A 20,947-nucleotide genomic window follows, 5' to 3' on the forward strand; every position below is an offset into this window, starting at 1 on the left:
TTCTTACGAATTAAAATCTAAAGTGAGAGAAAGCTTTATTAGCTTCTGCCATCTTGTGAGTATCCATTCTTTTCTTAACCGCAGCACCTTCTTCTTTAGCAGCAGCTAAACATTCTGACGCTAAACGTTGTGCCATAGATTTTTCATTTCTTCTTCTAGAATAAAGTATTAACCACTTCATTGCCATAGAAATTTTTCTGTCTGGTCTAATTTGCATTGGAATTTGAAATGTAGCTCCACCTACTCTACGACTACGTACTTCTACGTGAGGCATAACGTTTGTTAAAGCATCTTTCCAAATTTCTAATGAAGATTTTTCTGAATCTTGCTTTTTAGACTCAATGATGTCAATTGCATCATAAAATACTTTGAAAGCTGTAGATTTCTTACCATCCCACATTAAGTTGTTCACAAAACGTGTTACCAATTGGTCGTTAAACCTAGGATCTGGTAAAAGTGGTCTTTTCTTTGCCGCTCTTTTTCTCATGTCTTTTTTTTAATAAAAAGTTATAGGTTATCCGTTAAATGTTATTTGTTACAGATTTCTACCTAAGTTTCAACCCCCAACGCTTAACTCCTAACCTCCAACTCTTAACGTTTTAAATTACTTTTTTGCTTCTTTTGGGCGTTTAGCACCGTACTTAGATCTTCTTTGCGTTCTTCCTGCAACTCCTGACGTGTCAAGCGCTCCACGAACGATATGATATCTAACACCTGGTAAATCTTTTACCCTTCCACCTCTAACTAATACTATCGAGTGCTCTTGTAAATTGTGTCCTTCTCCAGGGATGTAAGCATTCACCTCATTACCATTTGTCAAACGTACACGCGCTACTTTACGCATTGCAGAGTTTGGTTTTTTTGGTGTAGTAGTGTAAACACGCGTACAAACCCCTCTTCTTTGAGGACAAGAATCTAAAGCAACCGATTTACTCTTCTTAGTTATCTGAGTTCTTCCTGTTCTTACTAATTGTTGAATTGTTGGCATAATTAATACTAAAAATTTATTATGTATATTAAATTCCCGCTTTTTACGGGGTTGCAAATGTATAAAATATTTTTCAGTATACAAACGTTAATTCATTAATTTTCAATAACATTATTTAAGCTTAAACTTTTACAAACAAATAATAGATATTTGCAATACTTTTAAAAACCAAACAATTAGACTTGAAACATCTTTTATACATAATTACTTTCCTACTCAGCACATTGAGCTATAGCCAAAATTTTTATTTAAAAATAACAGGCTCAAGCAAAATCGAAAATCAAATAATTGACTCCATTAATTACAACACCAAACACCCTAATATTAAATCATTAAATAGAGAGACAACAATCATGTCTGAAAAACTGAACAAAATTGGTTATTTAGACAATCAAACACAGCGACTCAAACAAATAAACGACAGCACTTATTCCTCAATAATTCACTTAAAAAAAAGAATTAAAGAGATACATATATATATAGGTACAAATAATCTTTTTTCTGAATCGACAAATACACAAAAAGACACCATAATTATCCCTTACTATGAAGTTGAAAATTTTCTAAACCAAAAAATAATTGAAGCTGAAAAGAAAGGTTTTGCACTTAGCAAAATAAAACTTGAAAACATCAAGAGAAAGAATTTAATAATTTACGCTGATTTAAATTTTAAATCTGAAAAAAAACGCACTGTAAATTCAATTATTCTAACCCAGATTAATTTGGAAGAAAAAAACTTTTTCCCTAAAGGACACTTAAAACAATTAAACAAAAAATATCTCAACAAAACTTTCAACCAACAGACTGTAAAGGAATTATATGATGACATAAATAATTTCGAGTTTGTAACTCAAACCAAGTATCCTCAAATTTTATTTACAAACGATTCAACCAAAATTTACACCTACATAGAAAAAAGAAAAGCTAATACTTTTGATGGCTACATTGGATTTTCTAATGACGAAAATAAAAAAACAACCATCAATGGCTACCTTGACATAGCACTCATAAACACACTACATGCCGGCGAGCAATTTTCATTGTACTGGAAAAGCGATGGAAATCAGCAAAAGACTTTTAATACCAAATTAGAAATTCCGTATATATTTCAGTCGCCGCTAGGAATAAAAGCGCAATTAAACATATTCAAACAAGACAGCACTTTTCAAAACACAAAAACAGCAATTGATTTGGGATATTATATTAATTATAATTCAAAAATATATCTGGGATACCAATCTACTGAATCAAGCGATATTCAGAACACCAACAACTCCACCATTAGCGACTATAAAAACTCTTATATAACATCGACTTTAGAATATAAAAAAACAGATTACATCAATAACCTATTTCCAAAAAAAGCATCACTTAACTTCATAATTGGTTACGGAAAAAGAGACACCAATGACAACCCTGAAACAGCTGAACCAAGCAAGCAATTTTCGTCAAACCTTAACCTGTCGTATAATTTCGAACTGAATAAAAAGAACTTTATCTATCTTAACTCGCAAAATCTATATCTAAAAAGCAAAAACTACATAACAAACGAATTATTTCGATTTGGCGGAATGAACTCGATAAGAGGTTTTTCTGAAAATAGCCTTCAAGGTAATTTTGCAGCAATGCTTCTAACAGAATACCGATATGTTGTATCAAGCAATTTATACATAAATTCAATTTTAGATTACGCTCTTTACCAAGATTTAACAAATAGTCAAAATCCGCATAAAATCAAAAATTTAACAGGAATTGGAATCGGAACAAATATCCAAACCCCGAATGGTCTATTACGGATTAATCTCACTAATGGCGGGGGAAAGCTTAACGAAATTCAATTATTTAACACTATCGTTAATATATGTTATAATGTTAAATTTTAACCATTCTTAAAAATTCGTTAACATAACGTTAGGTTTATTAACTAATTATTATGAATATTGTAACACTAATTCAAAATAATTGAGAAAATGAAGCCAAAGTTCAATGGATTTTTAGTGCTATTATTAGTGCTATTCGCGCAATTAACCTTCGCGCAAGAAAGAACCGTTTCGGGAACTGTTACCGATGATGCAGGCATGCCGCTTCCAGGTGTGAGTGTATTGATAAAGGGAACAAAAACCGGAACACAAACCGATTTTGATGGAAAATATTCTATCAAAGCAACAACAAGTCAAGTTTTAGTATTTAGCTACATTGGGATGAAAACGCAAGAAATAACAGCGAGCTCATCACAAGTAAATACTAAGTTATCCGGAGATGCCCAACAACTAGAGGGAGTTGTAGTAACTACGGCGATGGGTATTAAAAGAGAAAAAAAATCTCTGGGATATGCCTCTCAACAAATTTCAGGTGCAGATGTTAACGGCGGAGCAGGAAGTGCAAACGTTGCAAATCTTTTATCTGGTAAAGCTGCTGGTGTAGAAGTTCAAAGAAATAACAACTTTGGAGGATCTACAAACGTTGTAATTAGAGGAAACAAATCTCTTACAGGAAACAACCAGGCACTTTGGGTAATTGACGGTGTGCCAATTGACAATTCAAACTCAAATGCATCTTCTCAGCAAGTAGGAGGCGGAGGTTACGATTACGGTAACAATGCATCAGACATTAACCAAGAAGACATTGAAAGCATTAACATTCTTAAAGGAGCTGCTGCAACAGCACTTTACGGATCAAGAGCTGCAAATGGTGTTGTAATGGTAACAACAAAAAAAGGAAAGTCAAATGACAACAAAATAGGATTTTCTTTCTCAAGCGGATTCACAAATGGAAGTATCGACAAATCCACTTTTCCTACATACCAAAACAGATACGGTTCAGGATATGGTTTTGGATCCTCATTTTTAGGAACCGGAACACCGGATACTGTAGATACATCAAATGATGCATCTGATGGAGACGCATTCAACAATCAGCTAGTATATCAATGGGATGCTTTTACACCATTTTCGCCAAATTATGGAAAAGCAACTCCATGGGCCGCTGCAAAAAATGGTCCTGTAACTTTCTTTAAAGATGCTCAAACCTTCGTTAACAGTATCTCTCTTGAAAAATCTACAGAAAGATCAAGCTTATCTATGAGCTATGTTAACACAAATCAAACAGGTATTTTACCAAATAGTGAATTGAAGAAAAATCAGATAAGCGCAAGATTTAGCCAAAAAGTTACTGATAAACTTACCGCTAACGCTTATGCTTCGGTTACATTACAAAGCACAGTAGGTCGAAACTCTACTGGTTACAATGATAACATCATGAGTAACTTCAGACAATGGTGGCAAACTAACACTGATGTTCAAGCTCAAAAAGATGTTTATTTTGCATCAGGAGGCCAAAACATAACCTGGAACTGGAGCGACCCTACTACGCCGGAAGGTTTAGTGCCAGCTTATTGGGACAACCCTTACTTTACACGTTATCAGAACTACTCATCTGATGACAGAACTCGTTTATTTAGCTACGCATCCTTAAACTACGAAATCACTCCATGGTTAAGCGCATTAGGAAGAGCTTCCTTAGACACCTACAAACAACTTCAGGAAGAAAGAAGAGCGATTGGTTCTATTGCTTCAGGATTTGGTCTTTCTCCAGTTGATGAATCATCAGGATACCAAAGAAATGACATTAGCTTTCAAGAAATCAATTACGATTTTATGTTAAACTTCAATAAAAAATTCGGAGACGACATTAGCGTAAACGGAGTTCTTGGAACAAACATAAGAAGAAACGACAGAGACAATGTACTATCATCAACAGTTGGTGGATTAGTAGTACCCGGAATCTATGCTTTATCTAACTCGAAATTAGACTTACCATTCCCAAAAGAAGCAAAAATATCTTCAGGTGTTAATGGTATTTACGCTCAGGCATCTATCGGGTATCTTGACACTTATTTTCTAGATGCATCTATCAGAAGAGACGTTTCATCTACATTACCAGACGACAACAACTCTTACGTATATCCAGCCGTTTCAGGATCTTTTTTATTCTCAAACGTAGTAAAAGCAAACTGGTTAAATCTAGGAAAATTCAGAGTTAACTATGCCGAAGTTGGTAACGACGCAGACGCATTACAACTTAACAACACTTATACAAGAGTTTCTAATTTTCAAGGACAACCTCTTTATACAAATTCATTATTACTTCCATTCCGTAGTATTAATAAAAATCCAGAACTTAAACCAGAAAGAACAAAATCATTCGAAGTTGGTTTAGAAGCAAGCATGCTAGACAGACGCTTAGGATTTGATATTACTTACTACAAAACAAACTCTGTTGATCAAATTGTATCTGCAGCAGTATCTTCTGCTTCCAGCTATACAAACGGACTTGTTAATGGTGGAAATATTGAAAACAAAGGTTTAGAACTTCAATTAAATGGTACTCCAATTAAAACAAAAGATTTTACCTGGGAAATTATCATTAACTGGTCAAATAACAGAAGTAAAGTTATTTCATTACCAAATGGACTTGACAACCTTCAATTAGGATCTTTCCAAGGTGGAGTTACAGTTAATGCCGCTCCTGGAGAAGCTTATGGAGCCTTAAAAGGAACGGATTACGTTTACACAAACGGACAACCAACTGTAGATCAAGCGACAGGAAAATATATGATTACTACTTCTTCAAGCAATGTAATTGGAAACATTACTCCAGATTGGATTGGTGGTGTTAGAAATAAATTCACATACAAAAATTTAACTTTTGGATTCTTAATTGACACTCAAAAAGGTGGAGATATTTTCTCTCTGGATATGTATTATGGTCTTGCTTCTGGATTATACAAAGAAACTGCCGTAGGTGATATGAGAGAAAATGGAGTTATACAACCAGGTGTAGCACCAAACGGATCAGTTAATACCGTAAGAACAGAAGGCGGAACAATTGAAAACACTATGGGATATGGAGCAGCTCCAAACAAAGCTTTTATTTACGATGCTTCATTCGTAAAATTAAGAGAAGTATCAATCACATACAACTTCCCTAAAAAAATGTTCGAGAACACATTCTTAAGCTCGGCATCAGCAAGCCTAGTAGGATCGAATTTATGGATAATCAGTAAAAATCTACCATACGCAGATCCAGAAAGCGGATTGTCTTCAGGAAATAGCTCTAGAGGTTACTCAGTTGGATCACTTCCAACAACCAGAGATATTGGATTTAACTTAACATTCAAATTTTAATACCAAAAAAATGAAAAAATTAATATATGCTTTAGGAATTATGATTCTCACAGTTTCTTGTGATGATAGTAGCCTAACAGACCTAAATGTAGATGTCAAAAACCCTTCTGTAGTCCCTGCCAGTACTTTATTCACAAATGCAGAAAAAAACCTTACCGAACAGCTTGTTAATACTAATGTAAATAGAAACATCTTTAGGTTAGTAAACCAGCAATGGACAGAAACTACTTATCTGGATGAATCTACCTACAACTGGGTAACGCGTAAAATTTCTGATAATCACTGGGACAGATTATACGCAGGACCATTAGCTGATTTATCACAAGCAAAAGCTTTCATAGAAAAAGAAGTAATAGATCCTACAGATCCTGAATTTGCTGAAAAAACTATCATAAAGAAAAATCAATTAATATTAATTGATATCCTGATGGTTTACACTTATCAAGTATTAGTAGACACTTTTGGAGATGTTCCTTATACAGAATCTTTAAAAGCAGCAGAAAATTATCTACCTAAGTATGACAAAGCAATTGATATTTATAAAGACTTAATTACCCGTCTTAACAACGACATTGCAAACATAGACACTTCATCATCCGCATTTGGCGATGCCGAAGTTATTTACAAAGATGACTTAGATGCCTGGGTTAAATTTGCCAACAGTATTAAATTAAAATTAGGAGTAAACTTAAAAGCATCCGGACTAGAAAGCGCTATTGCTGACGCTACAATTATATCTGGTGCCGCAGGCGGATTCACATCAAATGCTGACAATGCAAAACTACCTTATATGCTAAACCTTCCTAACACAAATCCACTTTATGTAGATATGGTATTTTCCGGAAGAAATGATTTTGTTGTTGCAAAACCATTTGTCGATGCATTAGTAACATTAAACGACCCTAGAAAAACTCAGTATTTCAGACCTACCTATAAGGATCAGGATCCTGTTACAGAAGAGCTGATAACGATTACAGGTTACAGAGGAGGAATAGTAGGAACAAAAAATTCTCAATCCCGATTCACCCATGCAAGCGATAAAATTAAAGCTCCGGATTTTAGTGGTACTTTATTAGATTATGCCGAAGTAGAGTTTTTATTAGCTGAAGCTTCAGGAAGAGGAGTTGCAGTAGGAGGATCTATCGCTTCGCACTATGAAGCCGCAATCAGAGCTTCTATGCAAGACTGGGGGGTTTCAACAGCAGATGCAGACGCTTATTTAAGCCAGCCTGCTGTTGCTTATGCTACAGCAACAGGAACATGGCAGCAAAGAGTTGGAGAACAAGCTTGGTACGCTTTATTTAACAGAGGTTTTGAAGGATGGACATCTACCAGAAGACTAAATTTCCCGGTTTTAGCATTAGCTGCAAATGCAGATGCTGCAGCTGAAGGTCAGATACCTTCAAGAATGGCATATCCTATTAGAGAGCAAACATTAAATGCTACAAATTACAATGCCGCATCAACTTCAATTGGAGGTGATAAATTAAGCACTAAAATTTTCTGGGATAAGTAAAATAGTAATCCTAACATAATTTAACAGAAAACCACCCTCTAAAAAGGGTGGTTTTTTTGTGTAAAAGTTATAAAAAAAAGAATAATAACCACTATTTTCTTAAATTTAACATTTTAAACAATCACATTATTTTTCATTATTATCATATTTGAAGCAAAAAAATACGAATTTACAATTTACACATCTTTTTTAACTATAAAAAAACAATATCTTATAGTAAAATCATAATTTAACTAAAAAAAAAGCTTTTTATATTAGGTAGATTAACAAATTATTAAGATTTTTGTCGAACTAATTCAAAATATTTAAAAATGAAACTAAAGTTCAATGGATTCTTAGTGCTTTTATTAGTACTAATTGCGCAACTTACTTTCGCGCAAGAAAGAGCTGTTTCTGGAACAGTTTCTGACAATACAGGAATGCCTTTACCAGGTGTTAGTGTATTAGTTAAAGGAACTAAAACAGGAACACAAACAGACTTTGATGGTAAATTCTCTATCAAAGCATCTTCAAACCAAATTTTGGTAATTAGCTACATCGGGATGAAAACTCAAGAAGTAGCTGCAAGTTCAACTTCAATTAATGTAAAATTAAAAGATGACTCAGTAGAACTAGAAGGTGTGGTTGTAACCGCATTAGGTATTAAACGATCTGAAAAAACACTTGGATATGCTGTATCTAAAGTTACAGGAGACGAAATTACTAAATCTGGTGAGCAAAACGTTCTTCAGGCATTGGCAGGAAAAGCTGCTGGTGTACAAGTTATTGGAACTGGTGGAACTCCAGGAGCATCTAGTAAGATCATCATTCGTGGTGTAAATACAATTAACAGAAGCTCTGATCCTTTAATTGTTATCGACGGTGTACCAATTGACAACACTACTAGCCAGACTACAGCTGGTGACAACCCTTTTAACGCCAACTTATCTGGTATCAACAACTCAAACAGAGCTCTAGATATCAACCCTGATGACGTAGAAAGCGTTACTGTTCTAAAAGGACCAGCAGCAGCTGCATTATATGGAGAAAGAGCTGGTAACGGTGTAATTCTTTATACTACTAAAAAAGGTAGAGCAGGAAGAGGATTAGGAATCGACTTCTCAACTTCATTAGGAATTGACAAAGTAAGTCAACTACCTGCGAGACAAAGTAAATATGTACAAGGTACTAGTGCTACTGCAACTTCTATCCCTACTAACACACCACAAAGCTGGGGACCAGCTGCATCTACTTTAGGTGTACCAATGTATGATAACGTTGGAAACTTCTTTCAAGAAGGTTTAACATACAATAACAACATCGCTTTTTATGGTGGAGACAATAAAGCAACTTACAGAGCTTCTTACGGTAACGTAACCCAAACTGGTATGGTTCCTGAAACAGGATTAAAAAGAAACACTTTAAGAGTTGTTGGAGATTTAAAACTGAACGACAAATGGAAAACAGGTGCTAGCTTACAATACACTCATACAACTAACACATTGGCTCAAAACGGAAGTAACGTTTCTGGAGTTATGTTGAGTTTATTACGTTCAGTAGGAAACTACGATCTAAGAAATTATAAAGATGCATTAGGAAACAATCAAAACTACTTTGCTTCTTATGACAACCCATATTTTACTGTAAACGAAAACCCAGCGACAAGTGATGTAAATCGTGTTTTAGGAAATATGTACTTAACTTATACTCCTGGTGAATATTTATCTTTGACTGCAAAAGGAGGTATCGATGCATACTCAGATTATCGTAAACAAATTTATGCAATTTCATCAAATGGTGATAATCTTGCAGGTATTGGAGAAGTTGCTTTTAACAACATTACCAACAAACAATATTATGCAGACTTTATTGCAAGTGGTTTATTGCCATTAAAAACTGAGTGGTTAAAAATTAACTATACTGCAGGTCTTAACTTACGTTCTGGTCAAAATACTGATGTTTTCTCAAGAGGTAAGGAACTTGCCGTAAGAGGAGTTTACAACTTGTCAAATGCTACTCAGCTATATGCTTCTAACTATGAAGAAAACATAATGTCTAGAGCAATTTTTGGTCAATTAGAATTCGACGTAAAAAACCAACTTTTTATAACGGGATCTATCAGAAAAGAATGGTCTTCAACTTACGGATCAAATGCTAATAATGCTATATTCCCTGCAGCATCTGCATCATGGGTTTTAACTAACTCATTTGATTTACCAGAAGTAATTAGTTTTGCAAAATTAACGTATGGCTATGGAGAAGTAGGTATTGCACCAGCGCCTTACCGAACAATAACTACTTATTCTCAACCATTTATGACTGATGGTTTTACAGACGGTTTAAGCTTTCCTTATAATGGAATAAACGGAATGGCAGTATCAGGAGGATTAGGAAACCAAGATTTAAAACCTGAGAGAGTATTAGGTCATGAAGTTGGTTTAAGTACTAAATTCTTAGACAACCGTTTAACATTTGACATCAACGCGTATTACAAAACTTCTAAAGATTTGTTAATCACTTTACCATTACCAGCATCAAGCGGATTTACATCAGTATACCAAAATGGAGCTGAATTAGTAAATAAAGGATTAGAAGTTGAATTAGGATACGATATTTTCAAAAAAGGAAATGCTTTCCAATGGAATATCAATGCAAACTGGTCTAAAAATGAGAACGAGGTTACTGACATCGCAGGTGGATTAACTGAAATTTCTATTGAATCTGCTTTTGGATCAATTGGATACTATGCTGTTAAAGGCCAACCATTAGGAAGTTTCTATGGTACTAAATGGGCACGTGACGCAAATGGCAACAAAATTATTGGAACTGACGGTTTGGCTGTTGTTGACGGAGAAACTGGTAACCTAGGTAACTCTGCTCCAAAATGGACAGGAGGTTTAAGAAACACATTCTCTTACAAAAGAGTAACAATATCAGGTTTATTGGATTTCAGACATGGTGGTGCTGTTTACAACGGTACACTAGCGAGAATGCATAATTTTGGAGTTTCTGAAGAATCTGCAGACAGAGAGCGTACTTATGTAATTGACGGTGTTAAAGCTGACGGTACTAAAAATGATATCGCAATTACAGCTAAAAACTACTTCCAAAAATATTTAGGAGATGGTGGTGGAGCTGCTGAAGAAGCGGTAACTGAGGTTAACTGGATAAGACTTCGTGATGTTACTTTAAGCTATGATTTTGATGTAAAAAGATTTACTGCAATCAATTCTGCTCAAATTTCATTTACAGGTAGAAACTTATGGCTAGACACTAATTACAAAGGTGTAGATCCAGAAACAAGTTTAACAGGTGCTGGTTCAAGAATCAACGGATTAGACTACTTCAACAATCCAGGTAGCAAATCATTTATCATGACTCTTAAAGTAGGCTTCTAATTTTAAAATAAATAAAAATGAAAAAATATATAAAAAGTATAATTCTTACAGCTGTTGGTATTAGCTTACTAACTAGCTGCCAGACAGAGTTAGACACATTTAACGAAAATCCAAATTCTCCTATAACAACTACACCAACATTATTGTTGTCTGCTATGGAAGTTTCTACATTTTCTACACATACAAGTGGTCTAATTAGAACTTCAAATATTTTTGATCAACATCTTGCTGGTACAAGTGTTGGACAATTAGGAGACATTCAACGTTATATTCTTACTGAACAAGATGTAAATAACGAGTGGAATACAGTATACGGAACAACATTAATAAGTGGTCATATCTTAAGTCGTGATTTCGCAGCTGAGTTTCCTTACTATAATGGTATTGGTCAAGTATTGACTGCTCTAAACTTAGGATACGCAACTGACTTATGGGGAGATATTCCTTATGATGAAGCTTTCAAAGGCGAAGAAGGTAATAAATCACCTAAATACAATACACAACAAGAAATCTACGCAAGATTACAAACTATTCTTGATGCAGCTATTGTTAACTTAAGCAAACCTGCTGCAAGTAACACTTCTAAACCAGGAGCTGACGACTTTATCTTTGCTGGAAATACTGCAAAATGGATTAAAGTTGCTTACGTATTAAAAGCAAGATACGCATTAAGATTAACACAAGTTGACACAGGTGCTGCTCAAAAAGCTTTAGATTACATCAATGCATCTGGAATTACTTCTAATGCAGATGACGCTAACACTTTTTTCCCTGGAACATCAAATGGACTTAATCAATGGTACGCTTTTGATAATAGCCGTGCAAATTACCTTAAAACAGGAGCGTTTTTTGTTGATGGTTTAAAAAATACTGCAGATCCAAGATTACCTTTCGCAATTGCAAAAGATGATAACGGAAATTACACTGGTAATGCTGCTAATGATTTAGACACAACATCATCTTCATACATTGGTTTGGCATATGCTGATGCCAACAGTTCAGTTGGAATGGTAACTTATGCTGAAGCTAAATTTATCGAAGCTGAAGCTAAATTCAGATTAGGACAAAATGCTCAACCAGCTTTAGAAGCTGCTGTTGCTGCATCAGTACTAAAAGTTACAGGAACCGCTGCAACTCCAGCTTTCTTAGCTACTGCAACTTCAACAGTAACTTTAGCTAACATCATTCAACAAAAGTATAATGCACTTTTCTTGACTATGGAACCTTACAATGATTACAGAAGAACTGGTTTCCCTGCTTTAGTTGCAAACCAATCATCTAACACTAAAACGATTCCTGTAAGATTCCCAACTCCTTCGGATGAAAGAAATTATAACCCAAATGCTACTGTAGTTAGTAATGTAACTACTAAACTTTGGTGGGATAAAGACTAATTTATTTCTCAAATAAATACATTAAACCACTCTGTTCATTCAGAGTGGTTTTTTTTTATATCAACATTATCCCTATATTTGTCCCATGGAAAAAGAACATCAAATATTTGGAATTAGAGCCATTATAGAAGCAATTCAAGCAGGTAAAGAAGTCGATAAAGTATTTATACAAAAAGAGATTTCAGGAGAATTAATGAAAGATTTAATGAAAGTGATGAAACGCGCTAACATTAATTTCTCATACGTACCTGTAGAAAAATTAAATCGATTAACTCCAAACAATCACCAGGGAGCAGTTGCTACCATCTCTCCTATTGGTTTTATAGAACTGGAACATTTAGTTGAATCAACCATTGCATCTGGTACAAAACCATTATTTTTAATATTAGATCAGATTTCTGATGCCCGTAATTTTGGAGCTATTATCAGAACAGCAGAATGTACTGGTGTAAACGGAATCATTGTACAAAAATCTGGTTCTGCCCCAGTAAACGGAGACACCGTTAAAACATCCGCAGGAGCTGTATTTAATGTGCCAATTTGCAAAGTTGAACATATCAAAGATGCTATTTTTTATCTTCAGGGATCAGGTATCAAAACCGTTGCCGCAACTGAAAAAACAGATCAGAATATATATGACGTTACATTAAACGAACCTGTAGCTATTATCATGGGATCTGAAGAAAGAGGAATAAACCCTTCTGTACTTAAAATCGTTGATGAAAAAGCAAAATTACCAATGTTTGGATCAATAGGATCTCTAAACGTTTCTGTAGCTTGTGGCGCATTTTTATACGAGACTGTCAGACAAAGAAGCTAAATAGTATTGAGGAATTAGGTTGACAAATAAATATAATAATTAATGTCTTTAAACCCTACTCACAACATATCATCAAAAAGAACCGGTTTAATACTTGTAATTGTATTGATTACAAGTATTAATTACGGACAAACTACTACATACAACCAATTTTGGAATGAAATTCAATTTAACAGAACGATCAATGAAAAATGGTCGGCCGAATTAAATCTTGGAGCCGTCTATAGCAGCACAGAATCTTCTTCTAATATTTTTCAACAAAACATACAGCGTTCGGCACGAGTTTGGGGACATTACTACTTTTCTCCCCGCTGGAAATTTTCATCTTTCATTGCTTACAATTATAATAAAGATGTTCCGGAAATTGGTCAGTTTAAATCTCCCGAAGTTAGATTTGCCTTGCAAGGAATTTACTATTTTCACAAAACAGGTTACACATTAAGTACCAGAATGAGAATGGAATTGAGACATATGCGAAATGAAGACGGAGACTATGATAATGTTTTAAGATATCGTCAACAAATAAAATACATTCAACCCATAAACAGTAAAGTTTTAAGAGAAGGTGTTGTTTATGCCATTGCTTCAGATGAACTCTTCTTTAAATCAGGAACAAAAGTAACAGGCCTTAGCTTCTTTGACCGAAACCGTCTAAATCTTGGTGCAGGATATTTATTTAGTGATGATATACAAATCGAAGCAACTTACTCTAACGAATATCTACCCAGAGACAAGGAAAATCAAATTGTGAATGCGGCATCTTTGACTGTTACTTTTAATAATCTATTTAAAAACTTGAATAAAAAGGTACATCATAAAAACGAAGCTTCAAGTGAAGATTAGTATTTTTTATTTATCATCTTTTTTCAAAAAGCAAGCCAGCTGTTTTACTATAGCATCTTTATGTAATTTGAAATCATAATTACGAACAAACTCTGTTCCTTGCATATTAATTTCAGCTACGACAGCTTCAAACTTAGAAAAAGCTTCAATATCTTTTTCATCTATTAAATAAAGCACTTGCATCACTGAATCATTATTTCTGTACTGAGTATCGTAATGTGTTAATTTATAAATATTTTTATCCGCAAGATGAATCACTAAATCATCTTTAATCTTAACACCATCTTTTTTAGCGGGAAATGGCGAAGGCTGCAATGATATAAAAAAATGTTCTTTATCTGTTACGATATTAATCTTTAATGATTTTGATTCTGTGGTATAAAAATTAGCAGGCTCGAAATAGTACGTCATCGTTCCATCAGCAAGCACTCGATTCTTTATATCGCATTGCGCATAGTTTTTTGAACTAATTAAGAATAATAAAAAAACAATTGTAAAGTTTATTTTTCTCATAACACATTGATTAAAATTAGAACACTAACAAAAATAGTCTTTTTAAATGAATTCAAATCTTGCCATCTTACATTTTATCCCCTGATTCTGTTTTGGTTACAGTATAATTAACTAAAACATCAGAATTATAATAAGTTGAAAAATATTGGGGTTCTTCTTCTGGTATTTCAGTGTTTACGAAATTTCCGTTTTCATCAAAATGTTTCATAAACGCATCTTCTTCCGGATTAAAATCAGGCTTTTGCCATTCATAAACAATAGGTTTTGCATATTCCGGAGTTTTATAAAATAAAGACATTGCAAATCCGGTAATAAAACCAGCCAAATGGCCTTCCCACGAAATTGTTTTATCAACATCAGGAAAAACATACCAAATCATTCCGCCATAAAGCAAAATTACTGATAGTGAAAGTGCCACTAACCGATAATAACGAGTTTGAATTCCTTTAAAAAAAATAAAACTTACCAAAACATAAATCAATCCGCTTGCACCAATATGATAATTTTCACGACCGATAACCCAGGTTATTAAACCCGAAAATAAAATTCCGAAAGCAATAACAGAAAAAGATTGCTTTGGATAAAAAAACTGCATAGCCGCCAATAATACAAGTAGTGGAATAGAATTATTATATAAATGATCTAGATTTTCATGAATAAAAGGACTAAACAAAACACCTTGTAAACCTGAAAAGTCGCGAGGATAAATACCATGTTGATAAAAATCAAAATCGAAGCGAATCTGCATCCAATAAACAATCCACAAAAAAAGAACAAAGAAAACAGGAAGACCAATAACGGCATTTGAAAATTTAAAGTGGTTATCATTCATTGTTTTTGAAAATAAAGTTAAAAAGACAATATCAAAAAACTATCCAATTACAATTTACTGATAATTTGTCAGCTAAAGCCTTTATGCCCTTTGTTATGATTTGTAACCCTTTTTTAACTATGAAATTAAAATTGAAATAGTAATTTTACAAAATGGAAGCACCTTTAGCCGAGCGTATTCGCCCACAGCAATTAGAAGATTATATTAGTCAAAGTCATTTGGTTGGACCAAACGGCTCGCTAACGCAACAAATTTCGAAAGGAATCATTCCGTCATTGATATTTTGGGGTCCTCCGGGTACAGGAAAAACAACTCTGGCCCAAATTATTGCTCAGGAATCAAAGCGCCCATTTTACATTTTGAGCGCTATAAATTCGGGCGTAAAAGATATTCGTGATGTAATCGAAAAAGCCAAACAAAGCGGCGGATTATTTACGGCAAAAAATCCTATTTTATTTATTGATGAGATTCACCGATTTAGTAAATCGCAACAAGATTCGCTTTTGGCTGCTGTAGAAAAAGGATGGATTACACTTATTGGTGCGACAACCGAAAACCCGAGTTTTGAAGTGATTCCTGCATTATTGTCACGCTGCCAGGTTTATGTACTAAATGCTTTTACAAAAGCAGATCTAGAAGCTTTATTACATCGTGCCATGAAAACAGATACTTATCTGGCTTCAAAAAATATTACATTAAAAGAAACGGAAGCCTTACTCCGACTTTCTGGCGGAGATGGACGGAAATTATTGAATATTTTTGAACTGGTTATTAACGCTTCTTCAGGTGATGAAATAATTATCACGAATGATAGGGTTTTCGAACTGGTTCAGCAAAACACTGTTTTGTATGACAAAAGTGGTGAGCAACATTATGATATTGTTTCGGCCTTTATAAAATCGATCCGTGGCAGCGATCCAAATGGAGCAGTTTATTGGCTGGCAAGAATGATTGAAGGTGGTGAAGATGTAAAATTTATTGCCCGAAGGATGCTTATTTTATCTAGTGAAGATATCGGAAATGCAAATCCCACGGCTTTTATAATGGCCAATAACACTTTTCAGGCTGTAACTACCATTGGTTATCCGGAAAGCCGAATTATATTAAGCCAATGCGCTATTTATCTGGCAACCTCACCAAAAAGTAATGCGTCTTATATGGCAATTGGTAATGCACAGCAATTGGTAAAACAAACCGGTGATTTACCTGTCCCTATTCATTTAAGAAATGCACCAACTAAACTTATGAAAGAATTAGGTTACGGCGATGATTATAAATATTCGCACGACTATGCAAATAATTTTGCCGAACAGGAATTTTTACCTGATGCTATAAAACAAACGGTTCTTTATAATCCGGGAAATAATTCTAGAGAGAATAGCAACCGCGAATTTTTAAAGAACCGTTGGAAAGATAAATACGGTTATTAAACCGTATTTATCTTTTTAGAATTTTACTACCACTTTTTCAGATACCAATTGATCATTCTTGTAATACTCAAAAAACCACTGATTGTCTTTTGCGTTCAATGACCCCTGAATACCATCTTTTATTGCAATAAAGGAATCCGGACGAGATGTTTTTAACAACTTCATTACCACTTTAGGCGTTTTGTCAATTAGTTGGTATCCGTTTTCTGTAGGTTGTGCATATAATAAGTTAGGATCTGTCATATCTGCAACCGGAGCTGATACAACCGCTGTTGCTGCAACAGTTTGAACAGTTGCAGGAATAGAAGCAGTTGCTGTTTTTACAGTATTAGCACTTTTTCCATTATATTTATATTGTAGTGCATTTACAGAAACAAATGCCAATTCAAGACTTTCTCTGTAAGCAGATTCATATTCTTTCTCTTTGCTTTTTCCTACTTGAGAAGTAAAGATAACTTTACCGTAGCAATCTCTAAACTCTATAAAAAGTTTAGTAACTAAAAAACCATTATCTCTTTTTACATCAACATAGAGCAAATCACAACGATCACCAAATTCTGCAGGAAGTTGTTCATTTCCATAAAAGGCCTGAAAACCCGCTTTAAGCAAATTGGCCTTAGTCATCGTTGATAACCTATATTGGTTTTCTGTTTTAAGAAAATCATACTTTAAAGGCACAATAACTGCTTTGTAATCATTAACACTTTGTGAAAATCCAATCACCGAGGTAAGAAGTGCTATCAACAAAAATTTTATTCTCATAATTATAAATATTTTTTAAGTTCTAATAAATGGTTTATTTGTTTTATATTTTCCGGGGCCGTAATTTTTTTTTCATTAAAAAAGATAGCATCCAGACCAGCATTTAAAGCCCCATTGACATCTGCGTCAAGGCAATCACCAATCATTATACTATTCTCTTTCGATGCTTTAGCAACATTTACAGCATAATCAAAGATAATACTATTTGGCTTTTTTACACCCGCCAATTCAGAATTTGTTACAGTCTCGAAATATCCCGAAAGTAACGCATTAGTAATTTTCTTATCCTGAACATTGGCAAAACCATTGGTAATGATATGGAGTCTATACTTTGGTCTCAGGTATTCTAAAACTTCAATTGCACCATCAAAAAGATGGTTATTATCCGTTAAAAATTCTATATAATCATTTGCAATTTGATTGATATTTTCATCAGAGATTTCAATATTTAAAGCATCAAAAGAAAACTTCAATCTATTATACCGTAACTCTAAGTGAGTAATTTTATCATTCTGATAGAGCTTCCAGCATTCCTGATTTATGGGAGCATATTTTTCTATAAAATCCTGTATTTTAATTTCAGGAAATCTGTTCTTAAAAATTCGATCGAAAGCCATCTCTGAGTTCTTATCAAAATCCCAAAGGGTATGATCTAAATCAAAAAAAACATCGGTAATATTTGTCTTCATCTGTTAAAAAATTCCTTCATCTACAAAACTATAATATTTTGTTTCAGTAATAATCAAATGATCTAAAACTTTAACATCTAAACTCTCACCTGCCGCTTTTAGTTTTTTTGTAATTTCTTTGTCAGCTTTACTGGGTTCTAAGTTACCTGACGGATGATTATGACACAAAATCAGGCCTGTAGCACCATTTTCGAGTGCTAATTTAAACACAAGACGCACATCTACAATTGTACCCGTCATTCCTCCTTTACTAAGTTGGGATTTAGAAATTATCTTGTTAGAATTATTCAGAAAAAGCACCCAAAATTCTTCATGTGCTAATTCACCAATAATAGGCTGCATCATTTCGAATATTTTTTTACTAGAAGTAACTTTTATTAAATCAACAGCATCTTCGGCTCTTCTGCGACGACCCAGCTCCAATGCGGCAATAATTGTAATTGCCTTAGCCTCTCCTATTCCTTTAAAATTAATTAATTGCGAAACTGACATTTTGCCCAACGCATTCAAACTATCAACACTGGATAAAATTCTTTTGCTCAAAGCTACAGCAGACTCATTGCGACTTCCGGAACCAATTAAAATAGCAATTAATTCAGCGTTGCTCAAAGCCTCTTTACCTTTAAGCATTAATTTTTCACGAGGACGATCTTCTTCTGACCAGTCTGAGATTCGGAAAAAAGTACTTTCCATTTATTGTAATGTATTAATCGATTTGCTCATGCAAATACTATTCAACAACCCCACATACGGTTCGTAGTTTTCTACAATTTCAAAACCTGTTTTCTGGTACAAACTAATCGCTTCTTTTTGCTTGTACAAGGTTTCTAAAATCATCACTTCAAAACCCTGATCTATAGCCTCTTTCTCCAGCTCTTTGATAACCAGTTGAGCCAAACCTAAACCCCTTGCTTCCGGCGAAACAAACATGCGTTTTAGTTCTACTGTATTTTCATTATATTTTTTAAAACAGCCGCTGGCAACAGGTTTTTCATCTAAATAAACAAGAATAACATTGGCATTAAACTCAATTAAATTATTCCCCCAATAATCCTTCTTTAACTCAGGATATCGCTCCCATAAAAAAGCATCGAATATTTTTATTAATGATATAAAATCAGAGTTTTCACTAGTTGTTTTTACGATCTTTATTTTTGAATTCATTTTATTTTAATCTAAAAGGCTAATATATCTAAAAATAAGAAAAATCAGTCATAAAAAATCATTACTATTTTCAAATTAATTAACTTTAGAACTCAAAACACTCCTAACCAAACTCCTGCCACATTTACAATGAAATTTTGCTACACCTTAGTCATAACTTTTTTATTATTTTCATGTAATCAAAAAGAAAAAAGTATCTCTTACTCGCAAACCGCACCAACAGCAGCGAAAAATTTTGCCGAGAAATTATCCAATGCAGCAATATCAATAATTGACCCTTCAATAGATTATGATCCTGCTTATTTTTCTATTGAATATCCTAACGGAGATGTACCCAAAAATAAAGGCGTTTGCACCGATGTTATTATTCGTTCGTACCGAATATTAGGTATCGATTTACAAAAAGAAGTTCACGAAGATATGATCGAAAATTTTTCTAAATATCCAAATTTAGAAAAATGGGGAATGACAAAAACGGACACTAATATCGACCATAGAAGAGTTCCTAATTTGGAAGTTTTCTTTGAAAGAAAAGGAGAAAAACTTCCTGTAACCCAAGATCCAAAAGATTACAAGACAGGTGAAATCGTAACCTGGCTCATTAATAACAAATTACCACATATTGGAATCGTTACCAGCAAAAAAACCAGTGATGGAAAAAGAAATCTCATTGTACACAATGTTGGTAACGGACAAGTTTTACAGGATTGCTTGTTTGAATATAAAATTGTTGGACATTATAGGTATTGGGAATAAAATTCTAAATTCCAATTTAAACTAAAAAAAATGCCAGTTACAAATAGTAATTGGCATTTTAGCTATATTAATTAATCTTATAATTTATAATCTTTTTTATACCCCAAAAACCTTCTTTGGTATACAAAACTAATGTCTTTTTTTTGATTTCGTTGCGATCCAGATTTCGTAATTCAACAATAACTTCCGAATCATCACCGTCAAACCTGCTAAGGCTAAGGCTACCATTTTGCACCGTTGTATCATGGTATTTAATTCGAGAAAATCGATTGATACTATTTCTTCCTCCAGATCCGTAAATAAACCTGTCGATAGTAAAAGATTGCATTTCTGTTGGTTTATCCTTAATCGAATAATCCATTAAAGTTTTATAAATAATATTAGATACTGTTCCAAAACTAACAAAAGAGATCATGACACCTATTAAAGACAAAAACAAAAAACATCCAATTTTATCCAGGATTGATGTTGTATCTAAATAATATTTAACAAAAGAATTAAACTTAAAATAAAAAAAAATCATTCCCAATAAAATTGGCAGATAAATAAATATTATATCGCTAATAATTCCCTCATTTAGATACTGGTTATACCACACAAACCAGTTTAGAATTCCAAAAATAGAAAAACCAACTAATAACTTATACAGTTTTTTATCACTGCGTTTTATTTCATTT

Annotated in this window: 18 protein-coding genes; 9 read left to right on the forward strand and 9 right to left on the reverse strand. The window is 33.8% G+C overall.

Going from position 1 to position 20,947, the window contains the following annotated elements:
* Positions 1–10: 10 nt before the first annotated feature.
* Together rpsG and rpsL are read right to left on the reverse strand one after the other, a co-directional pair.
* Positions 11–487, reverse strand: a complete 477-nt coding sequence (gene rpsG, locus ACIDC4_RS20715) for a 30S ribosomal protein S7 (protein ID WP_007803600.1) — start codon at positions 485–487, stop codon at positions 11–13.
* A 117-nt stretch (positions 488–604) separates the two neighbouring features.
* Complete coding sequence (gene rpsL, locus ACIDC4_RS20720) at positions 605–988, reverse strand: 30S ribosomal protein S12 (RefSeq protein ID WP_007136570.1); 384 nt, start codon at positions 986–988, stop codon at positions 605–607.
* A gap of 353 nt (positions 989–1,341) precedes the next feature.
* On the opposite strand from rpsL, the gene ACIDC4_RS20725 reads away from it, so the two are divergent.
* The 7 genes from ACIDC4_RS20725 to ACIDC4_RS20755 all read left to right on the forward strand — a co-directional run bounded on the left by ACIDC4_RS20725 (position 1,342) and on the right by ACIDC4_RS20755 (position 14,124).
* Positions 1,342–2,871 (forward strand): ShlB/FhaC/HecB family hemolysin secretion/activation protein, encoded by a 1,530-nt coding sequence (locus tag ACIDC4_RS20725; RefSeq protein WP_412043699.1) that lies wholly within the window; start codon positions 1,342–1,344, stop codon positions 2,869–2,871.
* A gap of 87 nt (positions 2,872–2,958) precedes the next feature.
* A complete protein-coding gene (locus ACIDC4_RS20730) occupies positions 2,959–6,174 on the forward strand; it encodes a SusC/RagA family TonB-linked outer membrane protein (protein WP_412043698.1) in 3,216 nt (1,071 codons plus the stop codon).
* 10 nt (positions 6,175–6,184) lie between these two features.
* Entirely contained in the window at positions 6,185–7,690 is a 1,506-nt protein-coding gene (locus ACIDC4_RS20735) for a SusD/RagB family nutrient-binding outer membrane lipoprotein (protein ID WP_412043697.1), read from the forward strand.
* A 311-nt stretch (positions 7,691–8,001) separates the two neighbouring features.
* On the forward strand, positions 8,002–11,067 hold the full coding sequence (locus ACIDC4_RS20740; RefSeq protein WP_412043696.1) for a SusC/RagA family TonB-linked outer membrane protein: 3,066 nt from the start codon (positions 8,002–8,004) through the stop codon (positions 11,065–11,067).
* 17 nt (positions 11,068–11,084) lie between these two features.
* Positions 11,085–12,461, forward strand: a complete 1,377-nt coding sequence (locus ACIDC4_RS20745) for a SusD/RagB family nutrient-binding outer membrane lipoprotein (protein WP_412043695.1) — start codon at positions 11,085–11,087, stop codon at positions 12,459–12,461.
* A gap of 85 nt (positions 12,462–12,546) precedes the next feature.
* Positions 12,547–13,281: a 23S rRNA (guanosine(2251)-2'-O)-methyltransferase RlmB gene (gene rlmB / locus ACIDC4_RS20750; RefSeq protein ID WP_072960607.1), complete on the forward strand. Its 735-nt coding sequence runs from the start codon at positions 12,547–12,549 to the stop codon at positions 13,279–13,281.
* Between the two features lie 42 nt (positions 13,282–13,323).
* The gene (locus ACIDC4_RS20755; RefSeq protein ID WP_412043694.1) at positions 13,324–14,124 is read left to right on the forward strand and encodes a DUF2490 domain-containing protein; all 801 of its coding nucleotides are present in this window, start codon (positions 13,324–13,326) and stop codon (positions 14,122–14,124) included.
* A 6-nt stretch (positions 14,125–14,130) separates the two neighbouring features.
* Here ACIDC4_RS20755 and ACIDC4_RS20760 read toward each other — a convergent pair whose 3' ends face one another.
* Together ACIDC4_RS20760 and ACIDC4_RS20765 are read right to left on the reverse strand one after the other, a co-directional pair.
* Complete coding sequence (locus tag ACIDC4_RS20760) at positions 14,131–14,637, reverse strand: hypothetical protein (protein ID WP_412043693.1); 507 nt, start codon at positions 14,635–14,637, stop codon at positions 14,131–14,133.
* 67 nt (positions 14,638–14,704) lie between these two features.
* Positions 14,705–15,469 carry a rhomboid family intramembrane serine protease gene (locus ACIDC4_RS20765; protein ID WP_412043692.1) on the reverse strand — a complete coding sequence of 255 codons (765 nt, stop codon included), beginning with the start codon at positions 15,467–15,469 and terminating at the stop codon, positions 14,705–14,707.
* A gap of 152 nt (positions 15,470–15,621) precedes the next feature.
* Between ACIDC4_RS20765 and ACIDC4_RS20770 the strand changes: the two genes are divergently transcribed.
* On the forward strand, positions 15,622–16,899 hold the full coding sequence (locus ACIDC4_RS20770) for a replication-associated recombination protein A (RefSeq protein WP_412043691.1): 1,278 nt from the start codon (positions 15,622–15,624) through the stop codon (positions 16,897–16,899).
* A gap of 15 nt (positions 16,900–16,914) precedes the next feature.
* Here the strand turns inward: ACIDC4_RS20770 and ACIDC4_RS20775 are convergent, their stop codons facing one another.
* From ACIDC4_RS20775 to ACIDC4_RS20790, 4 genes are read right to left on the reverse strand one after another with little or no spacing between them, the layout of a single operon-like run.
* Positions 16,915–17,661 (reverse strand): hypothetical protein, encoded by a 747-nt coding sequence (locus ACIDC4_RS20775; protein ID WP_412043690.1) that lies wholly within the window; start codon positions 17,659–17,661, stop codon positions 16,915–16,917.
* 2 nt (positions 17,662–17,663) lie between these two features.
* Positions 17,664–18,350 (reverse strand): YjjG family noncanonical pyrimidine nucleotidase, encoded by a 687-nt coding sequence (locus tag ACIDC4_RS20780; protein ID WP_412043689.1) that lies wholly within the window; start codon positions 18,348–18,350, stop codon positions 17,664–17,666.
* 3 nt (positions 18,351–18,353) lie between these two features.
* On the reverse strand, positions 18,354–19,043 hold the full coding sequence (gene radC, locus ACIDC4_RS20785) for a RadC family protein (protein WP_412043688.1): 690 nt from the start codon (positions 19,041–19,043) through the stop codon (positions 18,354–18,356).
* Positions 19,044–19,514 (reverse strand): GNAT family N-acetyltransferase, encoded by a 471-nt coding sequence (locus ACIDC4_RS20790; RefSeq protein WP_412043687.1) that lies wholly within the window; start codon positions 19,512–19,514, stop codon positions 19,044–19,046.
* 129 nt (positions 19,515–19,643) lie between these two features.
* Here ACIDC4_RS20790 and ACIDC4_RS20795 point away from each other — a divergent pair, with 129 nt between their 5' ends.
* Positions 19,644–20,270 (forward strand): DUF1287 domain-containing protein, encoded by a 627-nt coding sequence (locus ACIDC4_RS20795; protein ID WP_412043686.1) that lies wholly within the window; start codon positions 19,644–19,646, stop codon positions 20,268–20,270.
* Positions 20,271–20,337: 67 nt separating this feature from the next.
* Here the strand turns inward: ACIDC4_RS20795 and ACIDC4_RS20800 are convergent, their stop codons facing one another.
* Positions 20,338–20,685 carry a hypothetical protein gene (locus ACIDC4_RS20800; RefSeq protein WP_412043685.1) on the reverse strand — a complete coding sequence of 116 codons (348 nt, stop codon included), beginning with the start codon at positions 20,683–20,685 and terminating at the stop codon, positions 20,338–20,340.
* Positions 20,686–20,947 lie beyond the last annotated feature (262 nt).

The sequence above is a fragment of the Flavobacterium sp. C3NV genome (assembly GCF_046825355.2).
GTDB lineage: Bacteria > Bacteroidota > Bacteroidia > Flavobacteriales > Flavobacteriaceae > Flavobacterium.